Annotated in this window: 20 protein-coding genes and 3 pseudogenes; 17 read left to right on the top strand and 6 right to left on the bottom strand. The window is 64.2% G+C overall.

Translation table 11 applies throughout. The annotated features are described in order from the left end of the window. Nucleotides 1-28 precede the first annotated feature (28 nt). The 9 genes and pseudogenes from ACFQDL_RS21000 to ACFQDL_RS20960 all read left to right on the top strand — a co-directional run bounded on the left by ACFQDL_RS21000 (nucleotide 29) and on the right by ACFQDL_RS20960 (nucleotide 7,759). A complete protein-coding gene (locus ACFQDL_RS21000) occupies nucleotides 29-352 on the top strand; it encodes a hypothetical protein (protein WP_379910713.1) in 324 nt (107 codons plus the stop codon). Then, nucleotides 265-804: a LuxQ periplasmic sensor domain-containing protein gene (locus ACFQDL_RS20995; RefSeq protein WP_379910712.1), complete on the top strand. Its 540-nt coding sequence runs from the start codon at nucleotides 265-267 to the stop codon at nucleotides 802-804. Before ACFQDL_RS21000 ends, ACFQDL_RS20995 begins: the two co-directional genes overlap by 88 nt. A gap of 86 nt (nucleotides 805-890) precedes the next feature. Beyond that, a pseudogene (locus ACFQDL_RS20990) lies at nucleotides 891-1,415 on the top strand (PAS domain-containing protein); the annotation flags it as partial. Between the two features lie 142 nt (nucleotides 1,416-1,557). Continuing rightward, a complete protein-coding gene (locus tag ACFQDL_RS20985; RefSeq protein WP_379913233.1) occupies nucleotides 1,558-2,811 on the top strand; it encodes a putative bifunctional diguanylate cyclase/phosphodiesterase in 1,254 nt (417 codons plus the stop codon). Nucleotides 2,812-2,986: 175 nt separating this feature from the next. Next, nucleotides 2,987-3,421, top strand: a complete 435-nt coding sequence (locus tag ACFQDL_RS20980; protein WP_379913505.1) for a hypothetical protein — start codon at nucleotides 2,987-2,989, stop codon at nucleotides 3,419-3,421. Then, on the top strand, nucleotides 3,387-4,784 hold the full coding sequence (locus ACFQDL_RS20975) for a diguanylate cyclase domain-containing protein (RefSeq protein WP_379913231.1): 1,398 nt from the start codon (nucleotides 3,387-3,389) through the stop codon (nucleotides 4,782-4,784). Before ACFQDL_RS20980 ends, ACFQDL_RS20975 begins: the two co-directional genes overlap by 35 nt. Continuing rightward, a pseudogene (locus ACFQDL_RS20970) lies at nucleotides 4,691-5,406 on the top strand (EAL domain-containing protein). Before ACFQDL_RS20975 ends, ACFQDL_RS20970 begins: the two are co-directional and overlap by 94 nt. Nucleotides 5,407-5,564: 158 nt before the next feature. Further along, nucleotides 5,565-7,142 carry a PAS domain-containing sensor histidine kinase gene (locus ACFQDL_RS20965; RefSeq protein WP_379910711.1) on the top strand — a complete coding sequence of 526 codons (1,578 nt, stop codon included), beginning with the start codon at nucleotides 5,565-5,567 and terminating at the stop codon, nucleotides 7,140-7,142. Continuing rightward, nucleotides 7,139-7,759: a response regulator transcription factor gene (locus tag ACFQDL_RS20960; RefSeq protein WP_379910710.1), complete on the top strand. Its 621-nt coding sequence runs from the start codon at nucleotides 7,139-7,141 to the stop codon at nucleotides 7,757-7,759. Before ACFQDL_RS20965 ends, ACFQDL_RS20960 begins: the two co-directional genes overlap by 4 nt. A gap of 146 nt (nucleotides 7,760-7,905) precedes the next feature. Here ACFQDL_RS20960 and ACFQDL_RS20955 read toward each other — a convergent pair whose 3' ends face one another. From ACFQDL_RS20955 to ACFQDL_RS20945, 3 genes are all read right to left on the bottom strand, one after another. Beyond that, a complete protein-coding gene (locus ACFQDL_RS20955) occupies nucleotides 7,906-8,724 on the bottom strand; it encodes an alpha/beta fold hydrolase (RefSeq protein WP_379910709.1) in 819 nt (272 codons plus the stop codon). Between the two features lie 85 nt (nucleotides 8,725-8,809). Then, nucleotides 8,810-9,229 carry a PaaI family thioesterase gene (locus ACFQDL_RS20950; protein ID WP_379910708.1) on the bottom strand — a complete coding sequence of 140 codons (420 nt, stop codon included), beginning with the start codon at nucleotides 9,227-9,229 and terminating at the stop codon, nucleotides 8,810-8,812. Nucleotides 9,230-9,290: 61 nt separating this feature from the next. After that, nucleotides 9,291-10,940 (bottom strand): AMP-binding protein, encoded by a 1,650-nt coding sequence (locus ACFQDL_RS20945; protein ID WP_379910707.1) that lies wholly within the window; start codon nucleotides 10,938-10,940, stop codon nucleotides 9,291-9,293. A 197-nt stretch (nucleotides 10,941-11,137) separates the two neighbouring features. Between ACFQDL_RS20945 and ACFQDL_RS20940 the strand changes: the two genes are divergently transcribed. The 6 genes and pseudogenes from ACFQDL_RS20940 (at nucleotide 11,138) to ACFQDL_RS20915 (ending at nucleotide 18,576) form a co-directional block, all read left to right on the top strand. Next, entirely contained in the window at nucleotides 11,138-11,686 is a 549-nt protein-coding gene (locus ACFQDL_RS20940) for a TetR/AcrR family transcriptional regulator (RefSeq protein ID WP_379910706.1), read from the top strand. Between the two features lie 163 nt (nucleotides 11,687-11,849). Further along, nucleotides 11,850-13,016: an isovaleryl-CoA dehydrogenase gene (locus ACFQDL_RS20935; RefSeq protein WP_379910705.1), complete on the top strand. Its 1,167-nt coding sequence runs from the start codon at nucleotides 11,850-11,852 to the stop codon at nucleotides 13,014-13,016. 232 nt (nucleotides 13,017-13,248) lie between these two features. Continuing rightward, nucleotides 13,249-14,856, top strand: coding sequence for a carboxyl transferase domain-containing protein (locus ACFQDL_RS20930; RefSeq protein WP_379910704.1), 1,608 nt, complete (start codon nucleotides 13,249-13,251; stop codon nucleotides 14,854-14,856). 23 nt (nucleotides 14,857-14,879) lie between these two features. Next, nucleotides 14,880-15,674: an enoyl-CoA hydratase/isomerase family protein gene (locus tag ACFQDL_RS20925; protein WP_379910703.1), complete on the top strand. Its 795-nt coding sequence runs from the start codon at nucleotides 14,880-14,882 to the stop codon at nucleotides 15,672-15,674. 6 nt (nucleotides 15,675-15,680) lie between these two features. After that, nucleotides 15,681-17,674: pseudogene (locus ACFQDL_RS20920) on the top strand (acetyl/propionyl/methylcrotonyl-CoA carboxylase subunit alpha). Further along, entirely contained in the window at nucleotides 17,674-18,576 is a 903-nt protein-coding gene (locus ACFQDL_RS20915; RefSeq protein ID WP_379913229.1) for a hydroxymethylglutaryl-CoA lyase, read from the top strand. The pseudogene ACFQDL_RS20920 and the gene ACFQDL_RS20915 overlap by 1 nt, the downstream one beginning before the upstream one ends. A gap of 135 nt (nucleotides 18,577-18,711) precedes the next feature. Here the strand turns inward: ACFQDL_RS20915 and ACFQDL_RS20910 are convergent, their stop codons facing one another. Beyond that, nucleotides 18,712-19,734 (bottom strand): LLM class flavin-dependent oxidoreductase, encoded by a 1,023-nt coding sequence (locus tag ACFQDL_RS20910; RefSeq protein WP_379910702.1) that lies wholly within the window; start codon nucleotides 19,732-19,734, stop codon nucleotides 18,712-18,714. A gap of 129 nt (nucleotides 19,735-19,863) precedes the next feature. Beyond that, nucleotides 19,864-20,262: a CBS domain-containing protein gene (locus tag ACFQDL_RS20905; RefSeq protein ID WP_379910701.1), complete on the bottom strand. Its 399-nt coding sequence runs from the start codon at nucleotides 20,260-20,262 to the stop codon at nucleotides 19,864-19,866. 168 nt (nucleotides 20,263-20,430) lie between these two features. On the opposite strand from ACFQDL_RS20905, the gene ACFQDL_RS20900 reads away from it, so the two are divergent. Together ACFQDL_RS20900 and ACFQDL_RS20895 are read left to right on the top strand one after the other, a co-directional pair. Further along, nucleotides 20,431-21,357, top strand: a complete 927-nt coding sequence (locus ACFQDL_RS20900; protein WP_379910700.1) for an ABC transporter ATP-binding protein — start codon at nucleotides 20,431-20,433, stop codon at nucleotides 21,355-21,357. A 172-nt stretch (nucleotides 21,358-21,529) separates the two neighbouring features. Continuing rightward, nucleotides 21,530-22,291: an ABC transporter permease gene (locus tag ACFQDL_RS20895; protein ID WP_379910699.1), complete on the top strand. Its 762-nt coding sequence runs from the start codon at nucleotides 21,530-21,532 to the stop codon at nucleotides 22,289-22,291. A gap of 10 nt (nucleotides 22,292-22,301) precedes the next feature. Here ACFQDL_RS20895 and ACFQDL_RS20890 read toward each other — a convergent pair whose 3' ends face one another. Then, nucleotides 22,302-22,862, bottom strand: a complete 561-nt coding sequence (locus ACFQDL_RS20890; RefSeq protein WP_379910698.1) for a cysteine dioxygenase family protein — start codon at nucleotides 22,860-22,862, stop codon at nucleotides 22,302-22,304. Nucleotides 22,863-22,974: the final 112 nt, after the last annotated feature.

Raw genomic sequence — 22,974 nt, 5'->3', positions numbered from 1 at the left:
AGCAGCACCGCAGGCAGGGAGGCCGACAGTGCCCAGGCTGAGCTTTTTTACATTCATCACCGCTATCCTGACTGCCGCACTTGCGGCCGTCTCGCTGGCGTTGCTGCTGCCCGCCTACCAGGGCTCGCGGCTCATGCAGGACGAAGCCCTGCAACGGGCCCACGACAAGGAAAGCCGGGTGCTGCAGCAGCTGATAGACCGTCACCTGCAGGATGTCTCCCGTACCGCCGCCACGCTGGCTGAGAGCCCCCGCTGCTGGAGCAGGTGGCCAGGCGTGATCTGGACGCAGCCAGGCAACTGCTCGAAAACGCCCTGCTGCACCGTGCCGGTGATCATATCCAGGCGCTGGTGATACAGCTGTCGGACGGCCCCCTGGCCCTGGTACCGGGCCCCGCGCTGTTCAATATTTACCTGCCGCTGTCGCAGCTGGCGTCACGCCCGGTGCAAACCGACAGCTGGAGCTACGTCGGCACCCGCCAGAACGGCCGCGCATACCATCTGCTTCGTCACAGCCTGCCGATCATCGGCGAGCCCTACGGGGCCGTACAGGGCTATCTGCATGCGTTCGTGCTGCTCAACGACAACTTCCCGCTGCTGAGTCAGATCCAGATCCTGTCCGGTGCGGACACTGTCGGCCTCTATGCCGGACATGCGCCCATCGGCCTGCTGGGTGCCGCCAGCGACCGGCAACAGGCGCTCGATACGATCAATCCGGCGAGCCCCATCAGCGTTACCGCGAACGGTACCGTGCAACAGTACCCCTGGCCCTGGATCCCGCCGGCCGCTTCAGTATCCGCCTGCTGAGCCTGACGTCGACGGGCCCTTCGCTGCCCCCTGCCGGGTTCCGGTCGCTGGGCTACGGGCTGGCCGTTGTGCTGCTGATCGGCGCGATGCTGGCGCTGGCCCTGTATCGTTTCGGTCACCGCCCGCTGCGGCAGCTGATTCGTCATGTCGAGGCGGTGGCCGCCGCCGGCAACGACGACGGCTTTCCACGAACCCGCTTTACCGAGTTCAACCGGCTTGGCAGGGCCCTCGAGGCGATGCAGCAGCGCATTCAGGATCAGAAGAGCCGCCTGGCATCAACCCTGCCGACCGAACAGACGCTTTGCAGGCAGCAGCTCGCACAGCTGAAAGTGGCCGACCGGGTCTTCGCCAGCACGAGCGAGGCGATTCTGGTACTGGACCCCGGGCAACGGATACTGAGCTGCAATGACGCCTACCGGCGCCTGACCGGCTACAGCGAGCAGCAGGCCCTGCAGCAGCCCCTTGCACTGCTGACCGAACACAGCGAGCTGGCCCGCTCGCTCGAGCACGACGGCCAATGGCAGGGAGAGGCGCAACAACGCAGGGCCGATGGCCAATCCTTCCCCGTCCGGGTGTCGGCGACCCGGCTCGAGGCCGAACCCGGTGACGAACGGCGCTACCTGGTGCTGTTCTCCGATATGAGTCCGATGAAGAATGCCGAGCGCAGGCTGGAGTTCATGTCCCGGTACGACACTCTGACCGGACTGCCCAACCGCCAGCTTTTTTCGAAAGCCTGGCGCAGGTACTGGCCCGCTGCGAGCGCGCCGCGCGGGGGCGGCGCTGCTGTTCATCGACCTGGACCGTTTCAAGAACATCAACGAGACCCTGGGGCTGGCCGGCGGCGACGACTTGCTGCAGCAGGTCGCGCGCAGGCTGGCCGACTGCCTGCGCCCGGGCGACAGCCTCGCTCGGCTGGGCAGCGACGAATTCTGTATCCTGCTGCCGGACCTGGGTCAGGTAACGGCCAGTCAGAACGTGGCGCGCCGCATCCAGCAGGGTTTTCAGGCCCCCTTCCAGCTCGGCGACGAGGAAGTCCATGTCACCTGCACCATCGGCATCGCCCTTTATCCGGACGATACCGGCGACGCCCCGACGCTGCTGCGCCAGGCCGATACCGCGGCGCATCACGCCAAACGACATGGCCGCAACGCCATTCAGTATTTCGACGACGGTATCAACCGCGAAGCGCAGCAGCGGCTGCAGCTGAACGAGGGCCTGCGCCGCGCGCTGGGCAGCGATGAGCTCTTCGTCGAGTACCAGCCGCGCTATGATATCAGCGGCCTGAAGGTGCTTGGCGCCGAAGCGCTGGTACGCTGGCGTCATCCGGAACAGGGACTTGTTTCGCCAATGACCTTCATTCCGCTGGCCGAGGAATCGGGGCTGATACTGGAGCTGGGCGGACAGGTCCTGCGTCAGGCCTGCGTCGCTGCACAGCAATGGAACCGCGACAGCCTGACGCCCGTGCCGGTCTCGGTCAACCTGTCGCCGCGCCAGTTGCGCGATCCTGATCTGATCGGCGCCGTCTGCGATGCCCTGCAGCACAGCGGCCTGCCGCCCGAGCTGCTGGAGCTGGAAATCACCGAGACCGTCGTCATCGAGGACATCAATCGCGTGCTCGGCACCCTGCACGAACTGCGCGACATGGGCATCTCGATCTCCGTCGACGACTTCGGGACCGGCTATTCGTCGCTTATCTATCTGAAGAAGCTGCCGGTCGACACCGTCAAGATCGATCGCTCCTTCGTCAACGATGTACCCGGCAGCACCGACGACGAATACCTTATCGAGGCCATTATTTCGATGGCACACAGCCTTCGTCTGCGGGTCGTGGCAGAGGGTGTCGAAACCGAGGAGCAGAGGGCCTTCCTGCAGCGCCTGGGCTGCGACGAACTACAGGGCTACCTGCTCGGCCGCCCCGGCAGCGCAGAGACCATGATCGGGCTGACGCGGGACCGGAGCCGGGACGGCGCCAGCCGAAAGCTGCCCCGACTGCTGGGTGAGCATTAATCAGCGTCGACCCCGACGCAGCCCTGTGCCGGACTGTCTATACTGGCAGTAATGACAACACGGCTGCCGTACCTGCGAGAGCCCCACAGAACGCCCCTGCCCGCAAGCGGCGAGGGCGGCTCGGGGTTCTGGCATAAAGCCCCGAATGACAGCTCCTGCAACGACGGATGGACCTGTGCAGCTGAATTCGACGCGCCTCTCTCACAAAAGACCCGCCCGGCTGATGTTCGTGCTGCTGATCGGCACGGCGGTGACGACCCTGCTGATCATCTGGGCCGCGCTGCAGGTTCAGGCGGCGACCCGCGCCTTTATCCGGGGTGAGAACCTCTGGACCCATAGCTTTCAGAATGCCGTTTTCTATGCCGACCGTTACGCCGAAGCCGGCGACCCGGTGGATCTGCGCCTGGCCCTTGGTGCCCTTTCGGGCCCCTCGGCAACCGCCAGGCACGCCTGGCCCTGGAGCGTTCGCCCCCGATCTGGCCGCGGCCCGACGAGGACTGCATGCAAGCGGCAACAGCCCCAAGGATGCGGAACTGATCATCCAGGTCTATCGTTTCCTCTCCGACGCCCCCTATGTGGCCGACGTGATCGCCAGCTGGCGCAGCGGTGACGAGCAGCTGCTGCGCCTGAACAGAACGATCGAGGCGGCCGTCAGGGCCAGGAACGAACCGGACCCCGAAGGCATCGCCGAGCTCAGGGCCGAACTGCGCCGGATCACCCAGACCCTGAATCCGCAGGTCCGGACATTTTCCGACATGCTGATGCAGGGTGAACAGGTGCTGCGCAACCTGCTTTTGGCCACCAGCGCCCTGACCCTGCTGCTGTTGCTGGCCATGAGCTGGCGGGCGATATGTCGCCTGCTGCAGGCGCTGCAAAGGGCGGAAGGCAAATTCCACAAGGCCTTCGAACAGGCGGCCATCGGCATGGCCGAAGTCGGCCCCGATGGCCAGTTCATCGAAGTCAACGATTCACTGTGCCGGATGCTGCGCTACTCCCGCATGCAGCTCATCGGCACCCGCCTGCAGCGCTATACCCACCCCGACGATATCGACGCCAGCATCCGCGCCCTGCGGCAGCTGGCCAGCGGCGAGAAGCGATTCAAAACCTTCGACAAGCGTTATATCCGCAGCGACGGCGAAACCGTCTGGACCCGCCTGACCGTATCCGCCATCCGCGAGGGGAGCGACCCCGAACCGCGATTGTTCAGCATCATCGAAGACATCACCCATGCCCGTCAGCTGTCCGACGAACTGAGCTATCGCGCCAGTCACGACGGCCTCACCGGGCTGTGGAACCGGCAGGAGCTCGAGAACCGGCTGCAGCTGGCGGTCCAGAGCGCCCATGCGACCAGCAGCGAGCACATGCTGGCCTTCATCGACCTCGACCAGTTCAAGGTGATCAACGACACCTGCGGGCATATCGCCGGCGACCATATGCTGTGCCAGGTCGCCCAGGTGCTGCGCAACCATCTGCGCGAACACGATATTCTCGCGCGCCTGGGTGGCGACGAGTTCGCCGTGCTGTTTCTCGATACCTCGAGCGAAGGCGCGCAGCTGGCCTCCGGCAAGCTGCACCAGGCCATACGGGATTACTGCTTCCACTGGCAGGGACGCAACTTCAGCCTGTCGAGCAGCATCGGGCTGGCCGCCATCGACCGCAACACGCCGGACGGTACCTGGGTGCTGCAGGCCGCCGATACCGCCTGCAATATGGCCAAGGACAGCGGCCGTTCGCGCATCCACCTCTATGTCGAGCAGGACAGTGCCGTTGCCCACAGGCGCCGGGAAATGGAGTGGGTCAGCGGTATCCGCGAAGCGCTGGACCTCGACCGCCTCAGCCTCAGCGCCCAGAAGATCCTGCCGCTGACGCCGGCCACGGGCTGTCGCTTCGAGGTACTCGTGCGACTGACCGACGCCGAGGACGGGAACACCCGCCAGGCGCCTTCCTGCCGGCCGCCGAGCGCTACAACCTGATCGGCGAGGTCGACCGCTTCGTGCTGTCCCGCACCCTCGAGAAACTGCAGCACTGCCGGCACAGCCTCGCCGCGATCGACGCCTGCCACATCAATGTCTCGGCGCATTCGATCACCTCCCCGGCCTTTCGCGAAGAGGTGACACGCATCCTGCTGCAGTCCGACGTACCGGGCAGCAAGATCTGCTTCGAGATCACCGAGACCGCTGCCGTCTCCAGCCTGCATGACGCTCTGGCGTTCATCACCGCGGTGCGCGAGCTCGGCTGCCGGTGTCGCTCGACGATTTCGGCAGCGGCCTGTCATCGTTCGGCTACCTCAAGACCCTGCCGGTCGACCTGCTGAAGATCGACGGCAACTTTGTCCGCGCCATCCACGAAAGCAGCGAGGACAGGGCCATCGTCCAGGCCATCAACCAGGTCGCCCAGTCGCTGCAGAAAACCACCATTGCCGAGTTTGTCGAACACCCGGGTGCCATCGCCGTGCTGCGGGAAATCGGAGTCGATTATCTCCAGGGTTACGCCGTCCACCGCCCCGAACCCCTCGAGCAGTTGCTCGACGGACTGGTCGCCGACAAACCCCAACCCGTTCCGGTCCAGCCGCAGGCAACCACAACCGAGTACTGACCCCGCCCCCTGCGTAAAGGCGGAATTCGCTCCGCTCATTGCCACCCTACATTCGGCCAAACCTCACGCCTCACGCCTCACGCCTCACGCCTCGCTAGGGTAATCCCGTAGTCCCTCGGTTACACTAGGCCCATACCCTTTTCAAACCGGGCGCAAGCATGAGCACAGCAAAGGAACAGGCCCTCGAGCAGGCCCTGGCGCAATGCCGCCGGGAGGCGGACCGTTACCGCCTGCTGGCCGAACAGTCGACCGACATGATCTCGCGACACACCCCGACACCGGAATGGACCTATGTCGACGTCAGTCCGGCGGTTGAAAAGCTGCTGGGCTATCGCGTCGAGGAGATGATCGGCACACCGGGCTACGACCTCTTCCACCCCGACGATGCCGACAATCTGGTCAAGCGTACCGAATCGGTCAGCTACAGGGGCGGCCTTTACACCAACCTCTTTCGCTATCGCCACAAGGAGGGCCACTATGTCTGGCTGGAAACCACCAGCCGCACCATCCGTGACGACAGCGGCGAACCGCTGGAGATCATCTGCGTCTCGCGCGACGTCACGGCCCGCGAACAGGCATTGCGCGCTACCCGCCGCCTGGCCCGTGTCGTCGAGGCCTGCTCCGACATGGTGATGTTCTGCAGTGCCGACAGCCAGCAGCTGACCTACCTCAACGAGGCGGCATCGACCACCCTCGGTACCCATCAGAACGGCCCGGTCTCCTTCCACCTGCAGCAGCTGTTCAGTGACGGGATCTACCGAAGCCTGCTGCAGGCTGCGCTCGACCATGCCGCCCAGCACGGCACCTGGTACGGCAGCATCCCGATGCAGCTGCCTCCCGCGGCGGGGGCGCGCATCGCCGAAATCCGCGAAATCATCGCCCACCGCAACCATGCCGGCAATCGCAGGGTCGAGTATTACTCGATCATCGGTCGCGATATCACGCTCAAGCGCCAGGCCGAGGAAGCCGCCAGGCGTCAGCAGCTGGAGATGGCCCACATGTCGCGCCTGCTGTCGGTTGGCGAGATGGCCACGGGGCTCGCGCACGAAGTCAACCAGCCGCTGGCGGCGATCCTGAACTACTGCCGTGGTACCCTGCGCCGCTTCGAGGAGGACCGCAATCCAGGTCTCGAGCAGGTACTGCGTACCATGGAACTGATCACCGGGCAGGCCCGTCGGGCGGCCGAGATCGTCAAGCGCATGCGCAGCTTCGTGCGCCGCACCGAGTACCAGCGGATCGTTTTTTCGATCAACGACAGCTGCCGCGAAGTCGCCGGATTTCTGCACCAGGAGGCCAGTGACAACGACATTGGCTTCGACTTCGACCTGGATCCGTCGGATCCTCCGCTCTGCGCCGACCGTATCCAGATCGAGCAGGTGCTGCTGAACCTGCTGCGCAATGCCATTGAGGCCTATGCCGATTGTGAGTGTCCCCGGCGAGCGGTTAACATTGGCAGCCGCCACCGTGACGGATATATCGAGGTCACCGTCAGGGACTATGGCGGCGGCGTCGATGCCCAAAGGCTGAGCCGGCTGTTCGACGCTTTCTATACCTCCAAGCCAAGTGGCCTGGGCATGGGTCTGGCGATCTCCCGCACCATCGTCGAGAGTCACGGCGGCCAGCTCTGGGCCGATAGCGACGGCCGCAGCGGTACCCTTTTTCAGTTCCGGCTGCCTGCCAGGCGGCCGGGGGACAGGTTGGACACACCCAGATTGCAAGACCAGGACGACAGATGAACTCAACACCGGAGACGACGGTTTTTATCGTCGACGACGACGACGACTTCCGCGACTCGATGCAATGGCTGCTGGAGTCGGATGGACTGCAGGTAAGGGGATTCGCCTCGGCCGAGCGATTCCTGGACCAATACGATGGCCAGCCCGGCTGCATGCTGCTCGATGTGCGCATGCCAACCCTGAGCGGACTGGCTCTGCAGCAGATACTGCACGAACGCGATATCTGCCTGCCGGTGATCGTGATCAGCGGTCACGGTGATATTCCGATGGCGGTAACCGCACTGAAGAACGGCGCCATGGACTTTCTCGAAAAGCCCTTTGACGACGACAGCCTGCTCCACCTGGTGCGTCAGGGCCTCGCCCGGGCCGACGAGCAGCTGCAACAGGGCCGGGCCCTGCAGCGGATCAGGCAGCGACACTCAAGTCTCAGCCGGCGCGAGAAGGAAGTGATGGCGCTGGTCGTCGTCGGCAGACCCAACCGTGAAATCGCCGAAGAACTCGGCATCAGCCCGAAGACCGTGGAAGTGCACCGCTCGAGAGTGATGAGCAAGATGCAGGCCGACAGCCTGCCGGAGCTGGTCAATATGGCGAACCGGCTCGGGGAAGCCAAGAGCTGAAAACGGCAAGCTTGCCGTAGGATGGAATGAGCCTGCGAATTCCACCGGTGGAACGCCATCCCGTATTATCGGCCTCGTGTGATTCAACTGGCGCTGCGGCGCTGGATACAGCCGGTGGAATTCGCACCTTCGGCGCTCATTCCACCCTACCCGGCTGGACGCGTTAGGCGTAGCCCTTCTAGGAAGTCGGTAATGGCGCCGAGGGTGGCCTGCGGCGCCTCCAGGTGCGGTATGTGACCGCAGTCCGGCAGCATCAGCGGCCGTGCATGGGCACCGATATGCCGGCAGGTCTCGAACACCTGCTCCGGCAGGCCGTACTGATCGTCCTCGCCCTGCATGATCAGCGCCGGGCAGCGGATGTCGCCGAGCCAGGGACGCAGATCGAAATTCTCGTAGCCGGGCCGGGTCCAGGTTTCGTGCCAGGCACGGAACAGCAGATCGGTGCGCTCGCCATGGTAGCGGGCAAGCCGCTCCGGCAGGTCGCTGCCCGGCGTCCGGTAGCGCTCCACCGCCGCTCGGATTCCACCGAGCGTCAGGGCGTCGATATCGATATGGGCCGCCATCGCCACCAGCGCCCGCACCCGGTCGCCCAGCACCGCGGCGCCGACCAGCGCGATGGAACCGCCGTCGCTGTGGCCGACCAGCGTCACCCGGTCGAGCCCCGCCGCCTCCAGCACCCGCGGCAGCCAGACGGCGCCCTCCTGCTGCAGATAATCATCGGGCCGAGGCAGTTCGATCGGACTCGAACCGCCATAGCCACGCCGCTCGTAGACGAAGACATCACAGCCGGTCATCTCGGCCAGAGACTGCGGTACCTGCTTCCACATCGCGATGCAGCCCAGCGCCTCGTGCAACAGCACCAGCGTCGGCCGACCGCCTTCGCTGTTTTCATGGCGGCCATGCAGTGCCCGGATACTGACACCCTCGTCCAGCGCCAGTTGCCGGGTTTCCCACTCTATCCTCATCACTGTCCCTCTTCGGAGCTGCAAGCGCGGGTGACGCGTTACGCGCTCCCCTTTTTACTGTTAACTGTCAGCTTGTTGCTGTGCGCTATCTTTCCAGCGGTATCGCATAGGTGATGGTCGCGTGCGCCACCGGCTCAGAGGCGTCGCCCGAGTATAGATAGACCTCGCCGACGCCCAGCATGCGTCCGACCTTGAGCATCCTCGCCTCGGCCACCAGGTCCGCACCGGCCTGGGGTTTGTGCAGAAAACTGATATTGAGGTTGCTGGTCACCGCCAGCGGCACCGGCCCGATCTTCGTCAGCAGCGCCGCATAGACGGCGACGTCGGCCAGCGCCATCATCACAGGCCCCGACACGGTGCCGCCGGGACGCAGATGCTGGTCAGAGACCGACAGGCGCATCACCGCACTACCGGGTCCGACCCGCTCCAGGGCGCCATACTGGTCGCCCTGGGGAAAGTGCTCGGCGAGAAACTCGTTCAACTGCTCCAGTGTCAGCACCGGCATCCTGTGTCTCCTTGCATGTCGAACATGCCGGCCCCCTTCGGGGGCCGTCGATACTGCCCCCTCAAACCGCGAGGCGCTCGCTCTCTTCCCGGGCCTGGTTGCGCAGCACAAAACGCTGGATCTTGCCACTGGGCGTTTTCGGCAACGCTTCGACGAACTCGATCTCCCGTGGAAAGGCATGGGTCGACAGGCGCGAGCGTACCAGCTGCTTGAGTTCCTCCGCCAGTGCTTCATCGGCATCGTACTGTGCCCTGGTCACCACATAGGCCTTGATGATGGCGCCGCGTTTGGCATCGGGCTTGCCGACCACACCGCTCTCGGCCACCGCCGGATGCTCCAGCAGCGTGCTTTCGACATCGGCAGGTCCCACACGGTAACCGGCGGTGGTGATGATGTCGTCGTCGCGACCGGTAAAGGAGTAGCTGCCGTCGCCATGGCTCATGACGACATCGCCGGTCAGATAGTAGCGCCCGTGGAACGGATTCTTTTCGCCCCAGGTATAGCCCTGGAAGAAGAACAGCGGCGAGTTTTCGGTATCGACCGCCAGCTGGCCAATCTCGCCCTCGCCGATCTCGTTGCAGTCGGTGTCCAGCGCCACCACCCGGTGACCGGGCATCGAGAAGCCCATCGAGCCGACGCGCACCTGATGCTCCAGAGCATGGTGATTGCAGCAGGTCATACCGGTTTCGGTCTGGCCATAGTGGTCCATGACCGGACAACCGAGGCGGCGGTTGACCCAGCCGATCACTTCGGGATTCAGCGGCTCGCCGGCACTGCTGGCGACGCGCAACCCCAGGCTGTCCTCCCTGCCGTCGTCATTGGCCATCAGCATCCGGTAGGCGGTCGGGGCGGCCGCCAGATTGGTGATGCGGTACTTGCGAATCATCTCGTAGGTGCTGTCGGCGGTGAACCCCTGTTCGTTGAAGTGGGTCGCGTTGCCCAGCAGCAGCGGACCGACCACGGCGTAGTAGAGCCCGTAGGCCCAACCCGGATCGGCAACATTCCAATAGCGGTCTTCCGGACGCAGGTCGATGGCATAACGCATGTAGGCGTAGAACGACAGCAGTGCCCGCGCCGGCACCGCGACACCCTTGGCCTTGCCGACGGTGCCCGACGTGAACATCTGCAGGAAAGGCTCGTCGGCGCCGATACGCACCGGTTCGAACTCGGCAGCCTGATCGGCGAGCGATCGGGCGAAATCGGGATCGGACGCGTAACGCTCTGCGGCACTGTCGCGGTCCACCAGCAGGATCGGCGGGCAGTTCTGAACATCGTCGAGCTTGTTGCGGTTGGCCGGGTCCGTCACCACCAGCTTGGTACCGGCACGGGACAGACGGTATTCGATGGCACCGGACCCGAAGGCCGTGAACAGCGGTTGATAGACGGCGCCGGCGCGCAGCGTCCCCAGCACGACCACCAGCAGTTCGGGGGTACGGGGCAACAGACCCGCCACCCGGTCACCACGACCGATGCCACAGGCTTTCAGATAATTGGCAAAACGGGCCGCCCGCGCCTTCAGCTCGGCAAAACCGTGGCTGCTGGCCGGTCGCTCGAGCCCTTCATAATAGAGGCCGATGCGATCGCCCTCGGCCCAGCGGTCGCAGATCTCCTCGCAGACATTGAAGCCCCGCTCCAGATCGCCGATCAGCTGTGCCTCGATCTGCGCCGGCATGAAGTCGCGGTAAAGTGCATCGTACGCTTGTGTGCTCATCTTGCCCCTGCCTCGCTTGTTAATGTTGTCAGGCCTGGTCCTGTCGAACAGGACAATTCAAATAAGGGAATACCCTAAGCTATATCACGGTATTGACGTAAACGTAAAGTATCGAAATGTAACAGGCGCCATCCATACGTTTCCGTATATTTACGTTTTGCGTTACCCTGTGCCGAAGTGTATTGAAGGAACCGCCGATGAACGTCAAACTCAGCCGAGACCAGTGGATCAATGAAGCCTTTTCGGTTCTCGCCGAAGCCGGCGTCGAAGGCATCAAGGTCGAGGGGCTGGCCAAGCGGCTGAGGGTCACCAAGGGCGGCTTCTACTGGCATTTCCGCAATCGCGACGATCTGCTGGGCCAGATGCTCGAGCAGTGGTGCGCCCGCCGTATCGAGATCATCCACGAGCAGACCCGGGACGAGGAGCATGCCGCCGACACCCTCAAGTACCTGATACGGCTCTATACCGACAACACCAACCCGCGCGGCAATGCGATCGAGCTGGCCGTGCGCGACTGGGCACGCAACGACAAACGCGCCGCCACGGCGGTCGAAGCGGTCGACCGCGAGCGCCTGGAGTGTGTCTCGAGTCTCTTCGCCAAGCTCGACCTCTCCCGCGACGAGGCCTATTCCCGCGCCTACCTCTTCTACTCCTTCATCTTCGGCCAGAGCCTGCTCAACGACCGCAGCTGCCGGCTCGAGCCGAAAAAGATCAAGCAGTACTGCACGCGGTTTCTGATTGCATAGAAGCGCATCTATAAACCCTTTCGCTGCGTTGGTGTCCAATGCCTTACCTATACGTAAACTAAATATACGCCACCGTATTGACGTTAACGTAAGCCTTGCCATACGATAGCGTATAGTTAAAACAAACCGGGTGATCCCTGACAGCACGAGAGGGCAGGCAAAGATGATTTCACAGTATTCCGAACTGAATTTTGGACTGGGCGAAACCCTGGACATGCTGCGCGAGCAGGTCAACGCCTTCGCCGCCGAGGAGATCGCGCCGCTGGCCGAAGCGACCGACCGCGAGAACGCCTTCCCGAACCAGCTGTGGCGCAAGTTCGGCGAGATGGGCCTGCTCGGCGTCACCGTCAAGGAGGAGTACGGCGGCGTCGACATGGGCTATCTGGCCCACGTCGTCGCGATGGAAGAGATCAGCCGCGCCTCGGCGTCGATCGGCCTCTCCTACGGCGCCCACTCCAACCTTTGCGTCAACCAGATCCATCGCAACGGCACCGAAGAGCAGAAGCGCAAATACCTGCCGAAGCTGATCAGCGGCGAGCATATCGGCGCCCTGGCGATGTCCGAGCCCAATGCCGGCTCCGACGTGGTGTCGATGAAGCTGACCGCCCGCGACAACGGCGATCACTATGTGCTCAACGGCAACAAGATGTGGATCACCAACGGGCCGGACGCCAACGTCTACGTCATCTATGCCAAGACCGACCACAGCAAGGGCCCGCACGGCATCACCGCCTTCATCGTCGAACGCGACTATCCGGGCTTTTCCCGCGCCCAGAAGCTCGACAAGCTCGGCATGCGCGGTTCCAACACCTGCGAGCTGGTTTTTCAGGACTGCATCGTGCCGAAGGAAAACATCCTCGGCGAGTTGAACGGCGGCGTTAAGGTGCTGATGAGCGGCCTCGACTACGAACGCCTGGTGCTGTCCGGCGGGCCGCTCGGCATCATGCAGGCGGCGATGGACGTCGTCGTGCCCTATATCCGCGAACGTTCCCAGTTCGGCAAGGCGATCGGCGAGTTCCAGCTGGTCCAGGGCAAGGTCGCGGACATGTACACCCTGATGAATGCCTCCAAGTCCTATGTCTATATGGTGGCGATGGCTGCCGAGCGTGGCGAAACCACCCGCAAGGACGCCGCCGGCGCTATCCTGTACTCGGCGGAAAACGCCACCAGGCTGGCGCTGGACGCCATTCAGCTGCTCGGCGGCAACGGCTACATCAACGAGTTCCCGACCGGCCGCCTGCTGCGCGATGCCAAACTGTACGAGATCGGTGCCGGCACCTCGGAAATCCGCCGCATGCTGATCGGCCGCGAGCTGTTCCAGAATAAATAAGGTTCATCGCATGTTGGCGGGGACAACGTAGGATGGGTGGAACGACGCCGGGCACGGAGTATCGGCTACAGATGCATCCCGAGCGTCGTGTAATCCATCGAGATGTATCAAGCTGGCACCGGGTCATCGATGGGTTACGCCGCTCCTATTCCCCTGTAGCCCAACAGCACAGTGCCACTGCGGCTTCACCCATCCTACAATTTGCCTGCGCCGGAATGTCGAGGAGTGTGAAATGACAGTACTACAGAGCAAGATCAATCCGCGCGCCGAGGACTTTGGCAGCAACTTCGAAAGCATGGCGGATGCGGTCGGCGACCTGCGCGAGAAGGTCGCCGCCATCGAACTGGGAGGCGGCCCCGCTTACCAGGCGCGACACACCGCCCGAGGCAAGCTGCTGCCGCGCGAGCGCATCAATCGCCTGCTGGACGAGGGCTCGCCCTTCCTCGAACTGTCCCAGCTGGCGGCCTACGGTGTCTATGACGACGACGTGCCGGCGGCCGGCATCATCACCGGTATCGGCCGGGTGTCCGGCACCGAGTGCATGATCATCGCCAACGACGCCACCGTGAAGGGCGGCACCTATTTTCCGCTGACGGTGAAAAAGCATCTGCGGGCCCAGGAGATCGCCGAACGCAACCACCTGCCCTGCCTCTACCTGGTCGATTCCGGCGGCGCCAACCTGCCGCGCCAGGACGAGGTGTTCCCCGACCGCGACCATTTCGGCCGCATCTTCTACAACCAGGCGCGGATGTCCGCCAAGGGTATCGCCCAGATCGCCGTGGTGATGGGACTTTGCACCGCCGGCGGCGCCTATGTGCCGGCGATGGCCGACGAGTCGATCATCGTGCGCAACCAGGGCACCATCTTCCTCGCCGGCCCGCCGCTGGTGAAGGCCGCGACCGGTGAAGAGGTCTCGGCCGAGGATCTCGGCGGCGCCGATGTGCACTGCAAGGTCTCGGGTGTGGCCGACCATTACGCCGAGAACGATCTGCATGCGCTGCAGATCGCCCGCACCTGTGTCGCCAACCTGAACCGGCGCAAGCCGATGGACCTGGCCATCAAACCGGTGCAGGCCCCGCTGTACGACAGCGAGGAGCTCTACGGCATCGTCGGCACCGATCTGAAAAAACCGTTCGACGTGCGCGAGGTGATCGCCCGTATCGTCGACGGCTCCGATTTCGACGAGTTCAAGAAGCTCTACGGCACCACCCTGGTGACCGGCTTCGCCCATATCCACGGCTATCCGGTCGGCATCGTTGCCAACAACGGCATCCTGTTCGGAGATTCGGCGCAGAAAGGCGCCCACTTCATCGAGCTGTGCTGCCAGCGCCGCATTCCGCTGCTGTTCCTGCAGAACATCACCGGCTTCATGGTCGGGCGCAAGGCCGAATCCGAAGGCATCGCCAAGCACGGCGCCAAGATGGTCACGGCGGTGGCCTGCGCCGATGTGCCCAAGCTTACCGTACTGATCGGCGGCAGCTTCGGCGCCGGCAACTACGGCATGTGCGGCCGCGCCTACAGCCCCGACTTCCTCTGGATGTGGCCCAATGCCCGCATCTCGGTGATGGGCGGCGAGCAGGCCGCCGGCGTGCTGGCGACCGTCAAGCGCGACGGCCTTGAGCGCAAGGAAAAGAGCTGGTCGGCCGAAGATGAGCAAGCTTTCAAACAACAAATCATCAGTACTTACGATGCCCAGGGCCACCCCTACTACGCCAGCGCCCGCCTCTGGGATGACGGCGTCATCGACCCGGCCCAGACGCGCGATGTTATCGGCATGGGCCTGTCGGCGGCGCTGAACAAGCCGGTCGGCGAGACCCGGTTCGGCGTTTTTCGAATGTAAAGAGCGGATGTAAGGAGCCTCCCATGAGTCAGGAAACAGTACTGCTCGAAATCGACCCGCAAGGTATCGCCCGGGTGACCCTGAACCGGCCCGAGATCCACAACGCCTTCGACGACGCCATCATTGCCCGCCTGACCGAGGTGCTGCGGGAGATCGACGGCAACGCCGACGTCCGGGCCCTGGTACTGGCCTCGAACGGCAAGAATTTCTCCGCCGGCGCCGACTTCAACTGGATGAAGCGCATGGCCGCCAACAGCCACCAGGAAAACCTCGAGGACGCGGCCGGCCTGGCGCGGCTGATGTCGACCCTGAACGGCCTGTCGAAGCCGACCATCGCCCTGGTGCAGGGCGCGGCCTTCGGCGGCGCCGTGGGGCTGGCAGCCTGCTGCGATATCGTCGTCGCCACCCAGGCCAGCCGCTTCTGCCTGTCGGAAGTGCGCATCGGCCTGACCCCGGCGACCATCAGTCCCTATGTGGTGCGCGCCATCGGCGAGCGCCGTGCACGGCGCTATTTCCAGACCGCGGAGCCCTTCAGCGCCGAACAGGCCCGAGAGTTCGGCCTGGTGCACGAGGTGGTCGCCGACAACGACGGCCTCGAACCGAAGCTCGAGGAGCTGCTGCAGGCACTGCGGCGCAACGGCCCGCGGGCAATGCAGGCGGCCAAGGACCTGGTCTTCGCCGTCAGCGGCAAGGCGATCGACCCGGCACTGATCGACGACACTGCGCGGCGCATCGCCGATATCCGCGTCAGCGAAGAGGGCCAGGAGGGCTTGAGTGCCTTCCTGCAGAAACGCGCGCCGAACTGGATCGAGGAATAAACAGCCATGTTCAATAAGATACTGATAGCGAATAGAGGGGAGATCGCCTGCCGGGTGATCAAGACGGCGCACCGCCTCGGCATCCGCTGTGTCGCGGTCTACTCCGAGGCCGACGCCAATGCCCGCCACGTGGCCATGGCCGACGAGGCCTTCCTGCTCGGCCCCGCACCAGTCGGCGAAAGCTATCTGCGCGCCGACAGGATCATCGAGATCGCCGGGCCTCCGGCGCCCAGGCGATCCATCCCGGCTACGGCTTCCTGTCGGAGAACACCGACTTCGCCCGGGCCTGCGAGGACAACGGCATCGTCTTCATCGGCCCGCCGGCCTCGGCTATCGCGGCCATGGGTTCCAAGTCCGCCGCCAAGGCGATCATGCAGGACGCCGGCGTGCCGCTGGTGCCCGGTTACCACGGCGCCGACCAGGATCCCGCACTGCTGAAGAAAAAAGCGGAAAAATGCGGCTTCCCGCTGCTGCTCAAGGCGGTCGCCGGCGGCGGCGGCAAGGGGATGCGCGTGGTCGAGTCGCTGGATGCGTTCGACGAGGCGCTGGTTTCGGCCTGCCGCGAGGCGAAGAACGCCTTCGGCAACCCGGACATGCTGATCGAGAAATACCTGACCCAGCCGCGCCATGTCGAGATCCAGGTGTTCTGCGACTCAAGGGGCAACGGCGTCTACCTGTCCGAGCGCGACTGCTCGGTGCAGCGCCGCCACCAGAAAGTGATCGAGGAAGCGCCGGCGCCCGGCCTGTCCGATGCCACCCGCCATGCCATGGGCGAAGCCGCCGTGCGGGCGGCCCAGGCGATCGACTATGTCGGGGCCGGCACCGTCGAGTTCCTCTACGACGTCGACGGCTCCTTCTACTTCATGGAGATGAACACCCGTTTGCAGGTCGAACATCCGGTCACCGAGATGATCACCGGCCAGGACCTGGTCGAGTGGCAGCTGCGCGTCGCCGCCGGCGAGCCGCTGCCGCTGAAGCAGGAGGAGATCCGCCTCGACGGCCATGCCTTCGAGGCGCGCATCTATGCCGAGGATCCGGACCACGACTTCCTGCCTGCCACCGGCACCCTGCGCTACCTGCGTACCCCGGCCGAAAACCGCCATGTACGGGTCGACACCGGTGTCATCGAGGGCGACGAGGTCAGCGTCTACTACGACCCGATGATCGCCAAGCTGATCGTCTGGGACGACAGCCGCGAACGCGCCCTGTCACGCCTGGCCCAGGCCCTCGAGGAGTATCGCATCGGCGGTCTCAAGACCAACGTGCGCTTCCTGCGCAACCTGGCGCTGGCCGAGCCGTTCCGTCAGGCATCGCTGGATACCGGCTTTATCGACAGGCACCGCGCGTTGCTGTTTCCGGCCGCGACACTCGATACCGACTACTGCCTGCTGATGGCCGCCTGCATCTTTCTCGAAGGCGAGCGCGGCCAGCGCATCAGCGACAGCGATCCCTGGTCCCCGTTCGGCCGTCAGAACAGCTGGCGCCTGAACTCGCAGTACGCCCGGCCGATGCAGCTGGCCGTCGGCGAGCAGATCCAGGAGCTGAAGATCCTCGGACAGGCCGGCGAATACGAGATCTGCATCGGTGACGCCCGCTACCGGGTCTCGCCCCGTGTCGACGGCGACCGTCTCGATGTGGTGATCAACGGCCATCGCCTGACGGTATACGGCTATCGCCACGGCGACGAGCTGACGCTGATGGATCAGGGCGAGCAGTTCGTCTGTCGCCTGCATCGCGAAACCTTCGGCGAATCCGAGCACCAGGGCGATGCGTCGCTGGCCGCACCGATGAACGGCTCCGTGGTCGCGGTGCTGGTCAAGCCGGGCCAGTCGGTGCACAAGGGCGACACCCTGGTGGTGATGGAGGCGATGAAGATGGAGCACTCGATCAAGGCTCCCGAGGACGGCGTCGTCAGCGACATCTTCTTCGGTGAAGGCGATCTGGTCTCCGAAGGCGCCGAACTGGTGGCGCTGGAGATCGACGTCGAGGAGGCCTCATGATGGCCCTGCCGAAACAGGTGCGCGTCGTCGAGGTCGGCCCCCGCGACGGCCTGCAGAACGAACCGGGCACCATCGCCACCGAGGTCAAGCTGGAGCTGATCGACCGCCTCGGCGCCGCCGGCCTGCGGCATATCGAGGCGGCTAGCTTCGTCTCGCCGAAGTGGGTGCCGCAGATGGGCGATGCCGCCGAGGTGATGGCGGGCCTGCAACGCCGGCCGGGCGTTGTCTACGCCGCCCTGACGCCGAACCTGAAGGGCTTCGAGGGGGCCCGGGAAGCCGGAGTCTCCGAGGTGGCGGTCTTTACCGCCGCCTCCGAAGCGTTCACGCAGAAGAACATCAACTGCTCGATCGCGGAAAGTCTCGAGCGCTTCGCGCCGGTGATCGACGCGGCCAAAGCCGCCGACATCCGGGTACGCGGCTATGTCTCGACCGTGCTGGGCTGTCCCTACGCGGGCGAGATCGCCCCCGAGCAGGTCGCCGCCGTGTCGCGCGAGCTGCTCGATATGGGCTGCTACGAGATTTCGCTCGGCGACACCATCGGCGTCGGCACGCCGCTGAAGGCCAAGCGAATGCTCGAAGCGGTGGCGAAGGCGGTGCCGCTGGCGCAGCTCGCCGCCCATTTCCACGACACCTACGGCCAGGCGCTGGCCAACCTCTATGCGGTACTGGAAGAGGGGCTGGCGGTGATCGACAGCTCGGTCGCGGGCCTTGGCGGCTGCCCCTACGCCAGCGGCGCCTCGGGCAACGTCGCCAGCGAGGACGTGGTCTACCTGCTGCAGGGACTCGGCATCGAGACCGGCATCGACCTCGGCAGGCTGGTCGAGACCGGCCACTGGATCACCGGCCGGATCGGCCGCGCCAACGGCTCCAAGGTCGGCCAGGCGATGGGCTGCGGCCGATAGTCCGTAGGAGCAACGCCCCGTTGCGAATAACCGCCATGATCCAGCATCATTCGTCGCGGGGCACGGCTCCTACAAAAGCACGCAACCTTCACGTAGGAGCGACGCCCCGTTGCGAACAACCGCCATGATCCAGCATCATTCGCTGCGGGGCGCGGCGCCTACAAGCAGCTGGTAGCTTCGCAGCCGGTCGGCGAAGTCGTGGGTCACGGTGACGATCCCCACCTCGTCGCTGCCGTAACGGTCGGCGATGGCCGCCAGCCGCTCCCGGCACTCCTGCGGCGCGCCACAGACTACCGAGGCCAGTGTCTGATCGAAATAGGCCTGGTCCGACGGACTGAGTTTCGCCCTGCGATTCAGCGCCTCCTCAGGCGAGCTGATCGCGTCGCGCACCCCGTGGCGAAACGCCTTGACCTTCCAGTACACCTGGGGCGACGCGAGATATTCCGCCTCTTCCCGGCTGCCGGCACAGACCGCCGAGACCGCGATCAGCACCTTCGGCTCGCCGGTATGGCCGGCCTCGCGCCAGGCCGCGCGATATTCGTCGACGATGCTCACCGGCCGGTCCTCAGGGCCGATAAAGAGCGCCAGCGCCATGTTCATGCCGACCTGGCCGGCGAGCGCCGCGCTGCCTCCGCTAGAGCCCAGCATCCAGAGTTCGGGACAGGGGCTGTCGTCCGGCATCACCCTGAGATCATGGTACGGGTGATGGGCCGGAATCCCGCCGGCCAGAAAGCCCTTCAGCAGCATCGCCTGCTGCGGGTAATGATCCTCATGCGCCTGGGCATGGGGATAGGCCAGCGCATGGCTGGCCAGGCCGTCGCCACCCGGTGCCCGCCCGACCCCCAGGTCGATCCGGCCCGGGAACAGCGTTTCGAGCAGCCGGAACTGCTCGGCCACCTTGTAGGGGCTGTAGTGCGGCAGCATCACACCGCCGCTGCCGACACGGATGCGCTCGGTGACACTGGCGATATGGCTGATCAGCACCTCGGGACTGGGCCCGGCGAAATTGAGGCTGTTGTGGTGCTCGGCCAGCCAGTAACGGTGATAACCGGCCGCGTCGCAGGCCTTGGCGAGTTGCGCCGACAATGCCACGGGCGAAATGTCCTGCGGCTTGCCGGGCACCGGCGACTGGTCGACGACCGTGAGTTTCAGGGTCATGGCAAAGATTCGCTGCACGATTGGGAGCGACGCAGTATAGGAGCAGCAGCAGGGGCTATCCAGACAACAGACTGTTGCCGATATCGCACTTAGACGACAAGAGCCTGAACCCCGTGCCCTTAACGGTAGTCAGGCAGGTTTCTTCGACTGCTCCGTCATTTTCCGCAGCAGCATCTTCAGCACATGGCGCCGGGAGATGACGCCAATGACTTTTCCATGGCGGTCGACGACGGGGTAGTTCTTGGGCTTCGGCGGTTTGCTCAGCATCTGCTGGGCAAGATCGAGGGGATGGTCGTTCGGCGACACCGTCAGTACATCGGTGCGCATGATATCCCGTACCGTTGCCACCCGCTGGTTGTAATAGACCACCTGGACCGTCACCTGCAGGCATTCCTGCTCCGAAATCCAGCCAACCAGCCTGCCCACCTCGTCGACGACCGGGCCCCCGAGCATCTCTTTCTGGATCAGCTTGGCGGATGCGACGTCGACCGGCATTTCCGGCGTGATGACCGCAAACTCGGTACTCATGTAATCCTCTATAGCGCCTGGCTCCATTGTCGTTCTCCCGGCTTGAACTCTGTCGTAAGTATAAGTGCTCTGCAGCGAGACAAAAGAAAATCGGCAACATCGAGCCAGTCCGCCGACTTCGTCACCACGGTCTACACTCTTGACTGATCCAGCGTACAGGGAAACAGCGTGCAGCCCGTTATTTCCGTCACAAATGTCAGCAAGACCTATGCCGGCGGTTTTACCGCCCTGCGGGACATCAACCTGGAGATCCGCAAGGGCGAGATCTTCGCCCTGCTCGGTCCCAACGGTGCCGGCAAGACGACACTGATCAGTATCGTCTGCGGCATCGTCAATCCGAGCACCGGCATTGTCACGGCCGACGGATTCGACATCGCCCGCGATTACCGCCGCGCCCGCAGCCTGATCGGACTGGTGCCGCAGGAACTGGCGACCGATGCCTTCGAGAGTGTCTGGGCGACGGTGAACTTCAGTCGCGGTCTGTTCGGCAAGGCACCGGACCCGGGCTACATCGAACGGCTGCTGCGCCAGCTCTCGCTCTGGGACAAGCGCCATTCAAAGATCATGGCGCTGTCCGGCGGCATGAAGCGGCGGGTAATGATCGCCAAGGCGCTGTCCCACGAACCCAGGATCCTGTTCCTCGACGAACCGACCGCCGGTGTCGACGTCGAACTGCGACGCGACATGTGGGAGATGGTGCGGGAGCTGCGCCGCGATGGCGTCACCATCATCCTGACCACCCACTATATCGAGGAGGCCGAGGAGATGGCCGACCGCATCGGCGTGATCAACCGCGGCGAGCTGATCCTGGTCGACGACAAGGCCTCGCTGATGGACAAACTCGGCAGGAAACAGCTGCGGCTGCAGCTGCAGACCCCGATCGAACGGCTGCCGGACGCCCTCGCCTCTTTCCAGCTCGAGCTCAGCGACGACGGCCAGCAACTGACCTACAGCTTCGATGCCCAGCACGACAACACCGGCATCGCCGACCTGCTGCGCAGCCTCGACGCCCAAGGCCTCGACTTCAGGGACCTGCAGTCGAAACAAAGCTCGCTGGAGGAGATTTTCGTCGATCTGGTGAGGCGTAAGGCATGAAGGGCAAGGCGCTGTGGGTCGCGGGTCGCACGTCGATTTTACGTTCTGCCACCCGAACCCAATCGATCGGCACGACGATCGATATGATGGGTCCGCGAAGCCCGAACGCTGCGGTAACGGACAGGTTACTCCACCGCATCGCTTGTCCCATCCTACACATTGGCGGCAGACCATGAATATCCACGGCATCAAGGCAATCTACCGTTTCGAGATGGCGCGCACCGGACGCACGCTGATGCAGAGCATCGCTTCGCCGGTGCTCTCGACCTCGCTCTATTTCATCGTTTTCGGCACCGCCATCGGCAGCCGTATGGGCGAGATCGACGGCATCGGCTACGGCGCCTTCATCATTCCGGGCCTGCTGATGCTCTCGCTGTTGAGCGAAAGCATCTCCAACGCCTCCTTTGGCATCTTTTTCCCGAAATTTTCCGGCACCATCTACGAGGTGCTCTCGGCACCGGTCTCGCCACTGGAGATCGTGATCGGCTACGTCGGTGCGGCTGCGACCAAGTCGGTCATTCTCGGTGCGCTGATCCTGGTCACCGCCCGGGTCTTCGTCGACTACTCCATCGCCCACCCGCTGTGGATGCTCGGCTTTCTGCTGCTGACGGCGGTCACCTTCAGCCTGTTCGGGTTCATCATCGGCATCTGGGCCGACGATTTCCAGAAACTGCAGGTCATTCCGCTGATGGTGATCACGCCGCTGACCTTTCTCGGCGGCGCCTTCTACTCGATCAACATGCTGCCCGAGCCCTGGCAGTCGCTGACGCTGTTCAACCCGGTGGTCTACCTGATCAGCGGCTTCCGCTGGTCCTTTTACGGCGTGGCCGATGTCAATGTCGCCATCAGCCTCGGCATGACGCTGCTGTTCATGCTGCTGTGCCTGGGCCTGATTCGCTGGATCTTCCGCAGCGGCTATCGTATCCGCAACTGACTGCCCGGCGTCAGCGCGTTTCGATCAGGAACGGCTTTTCGGTGCGGGTCTCGGGGTCGAACTGCGAACGTCCGGTCTGGTTCAGATGCCGGCCATAGACGTGAAACGACAGCGTTGTACGCGCCGTTTCGTTGACCACGCTGTGGATACTGCCTTCGGGCACCAGCAGCACATCGCCCCGCGCGATCACGCGCTCATCCAGTCGCCTCAGCTCGGCATGACCAGGTCTTGACCCGTCGTCGACGCGTTCCCAGAGTATATTGCGCTCGTCGCCATCGACGCCGACCACCACCGCCCAGGTACCGTGGTCGTGGGCATTGACACCGCGCCCCGGCAGCCAGCTGTCGGCGACGATAAAGAGACTGTCGTCCGGCTCGACATGCAGCAGGGTCGAGCCGAAGCCCAGTTCCGGATCGGCGATGTACTGGTCATCCGAGCGCCAGGCCGGTGACAGCGCTGCTCTGCGCGCCAGCGGCCCCACCTGTTTGAGAATGGAGGCCTCGTCCTGCGTCTCGCCCAGGATGCGGCGCAGATCTTCCACGAAGCTTTCCAGGGTGTAATCGTCGGCCATGGCCCTTTCCTCGTCGTTCGGATGATTGTCTGGCACCTGTCTACCGGGATCGGGGGCCGGATTCAAGCCACGTGCCGGCAACTGTCGCATCGGGTACCGGAAAGGGCCCATG

The organism is Marinobacterium aestuariivivens, from assembly GCF_042661465.1.
GTDB classification, from domain to species: domain Bacteria; phylum Pseudomonadota; class Gammaproteobacteria; order Pseudomonadales; family Balneatricaceae; genus Marinobacterium_A; species Marinobacterium_A aestuariivivens.
Note: the sequence above shows the minus strand (reverse complement) of the source record. Positions and strands in the feature narration are given on the sequence as shown.

Excerpts from the sequence above, each read along its gene's own strand:
- ACFQDL_RS20895 (WP_379910699.1), top strand. The coding sequence starts at position 21,530 with ATGAATATCCACGGCATCAAGGCAATCTACCGTTTCGAGATGGCGCGC.
- ACFQDL_RS20940 (WP_379910706.1), top strand. The coding sequence starts at position 11,138 with ATGAACGTCAAACTCAGCCGAGACCAGTGGATCAATGAAGCCTTTTCG.
- ACFQDL_RS20965 (WP_379910711.1), top strand. The coding sequence starts at position 5,565 with ATGAGCACAGCAAAGGAACAGGCCCTCGAGCAGGCCCTGGCGCAATGC.
- ACFQDL_RS20905 (WP_379910701.1), bottom strand. The coding sequence starts at position 20,262 with ATGAGTACCGAGTTTGCGGTCATCACGCCGGAAATGCCGGTCGACGTC.
- ACFQDL_RS20955 (WP_379910709.1), bottom strand. The coding sequence starts at position 8,724 with ATGAGGATAGAGTGGGAAACCCGGCAACTGGCGCTGGACGAGGGTGTC.
- ACFQDL_RS20910 (WP_379910702.1), bottom strand. The coding sequence starts at position 19,734 with ATGACCCTGAAACTCACGGTCGTCGACCAGTCGCCGGTGCCCGGCAAG.
- ACFQDL_RS20890 (WP_379910698.1), bottom strand. The coding sequence starts at position 22,862 with ATGGCCGACGATTACACCCTGGAAAGCTTCGTGGAAGATCTGCGCCGC.
- ACFQDL_RS20930 (WP_379910704.1), top strand. The coding sequence starts at position 13,249 with ATGACAGTACTACAGAGCAAGATCAATCCGCGCGCCGAGGACTTTGGC.
- ACFQDL_RS20925 (WP_379910703.1), top strand. The coding sequence starts at position 14,880 with ATGAGTCAGGAAACAGTACTGCTCGAAATCGACCCGCAAGGTATCGCC.
- ACFQDL_RS20960 (WP_379910710.1), top strand. The coding sequence starts at position 7,139 with ATGAACTCAACACCGGAGACGACGGTTTTTATCGTCGACGACGACGAC.
- ACFQDL_RS20945 (WP_379910707.1), bottom strand. The coding sequence starts at position 10,940 with ATGAGCACACAAGCGTACGATGCACTTTACCGCGACTTCATGCCGGCG.
- ACFQDL_RS20935 (WP_379910705.1), top strand. The coding sequence starts at position 11,850 with ATGATTTCACAGTATTCCGAACTGAATTTTGGACTGGGCGAAACCCTG.
- ACFQDL_RS20950 (WP_379910708.1), bottom strand. The coding sequence starts at position 9,229 with ATGCCGGTGCTGACACTGGAGCAGTTGAACGAGTTTCTCGCCGAGCAC.
- ACFQDL_RS20915 (WP_379913229.1), top strand. The coding sequence starts at position 17,674 with ATGGCCCTGCCGAAACAGGTGCGCGTCGTCGAGGTCGGCCCCCGCGAC.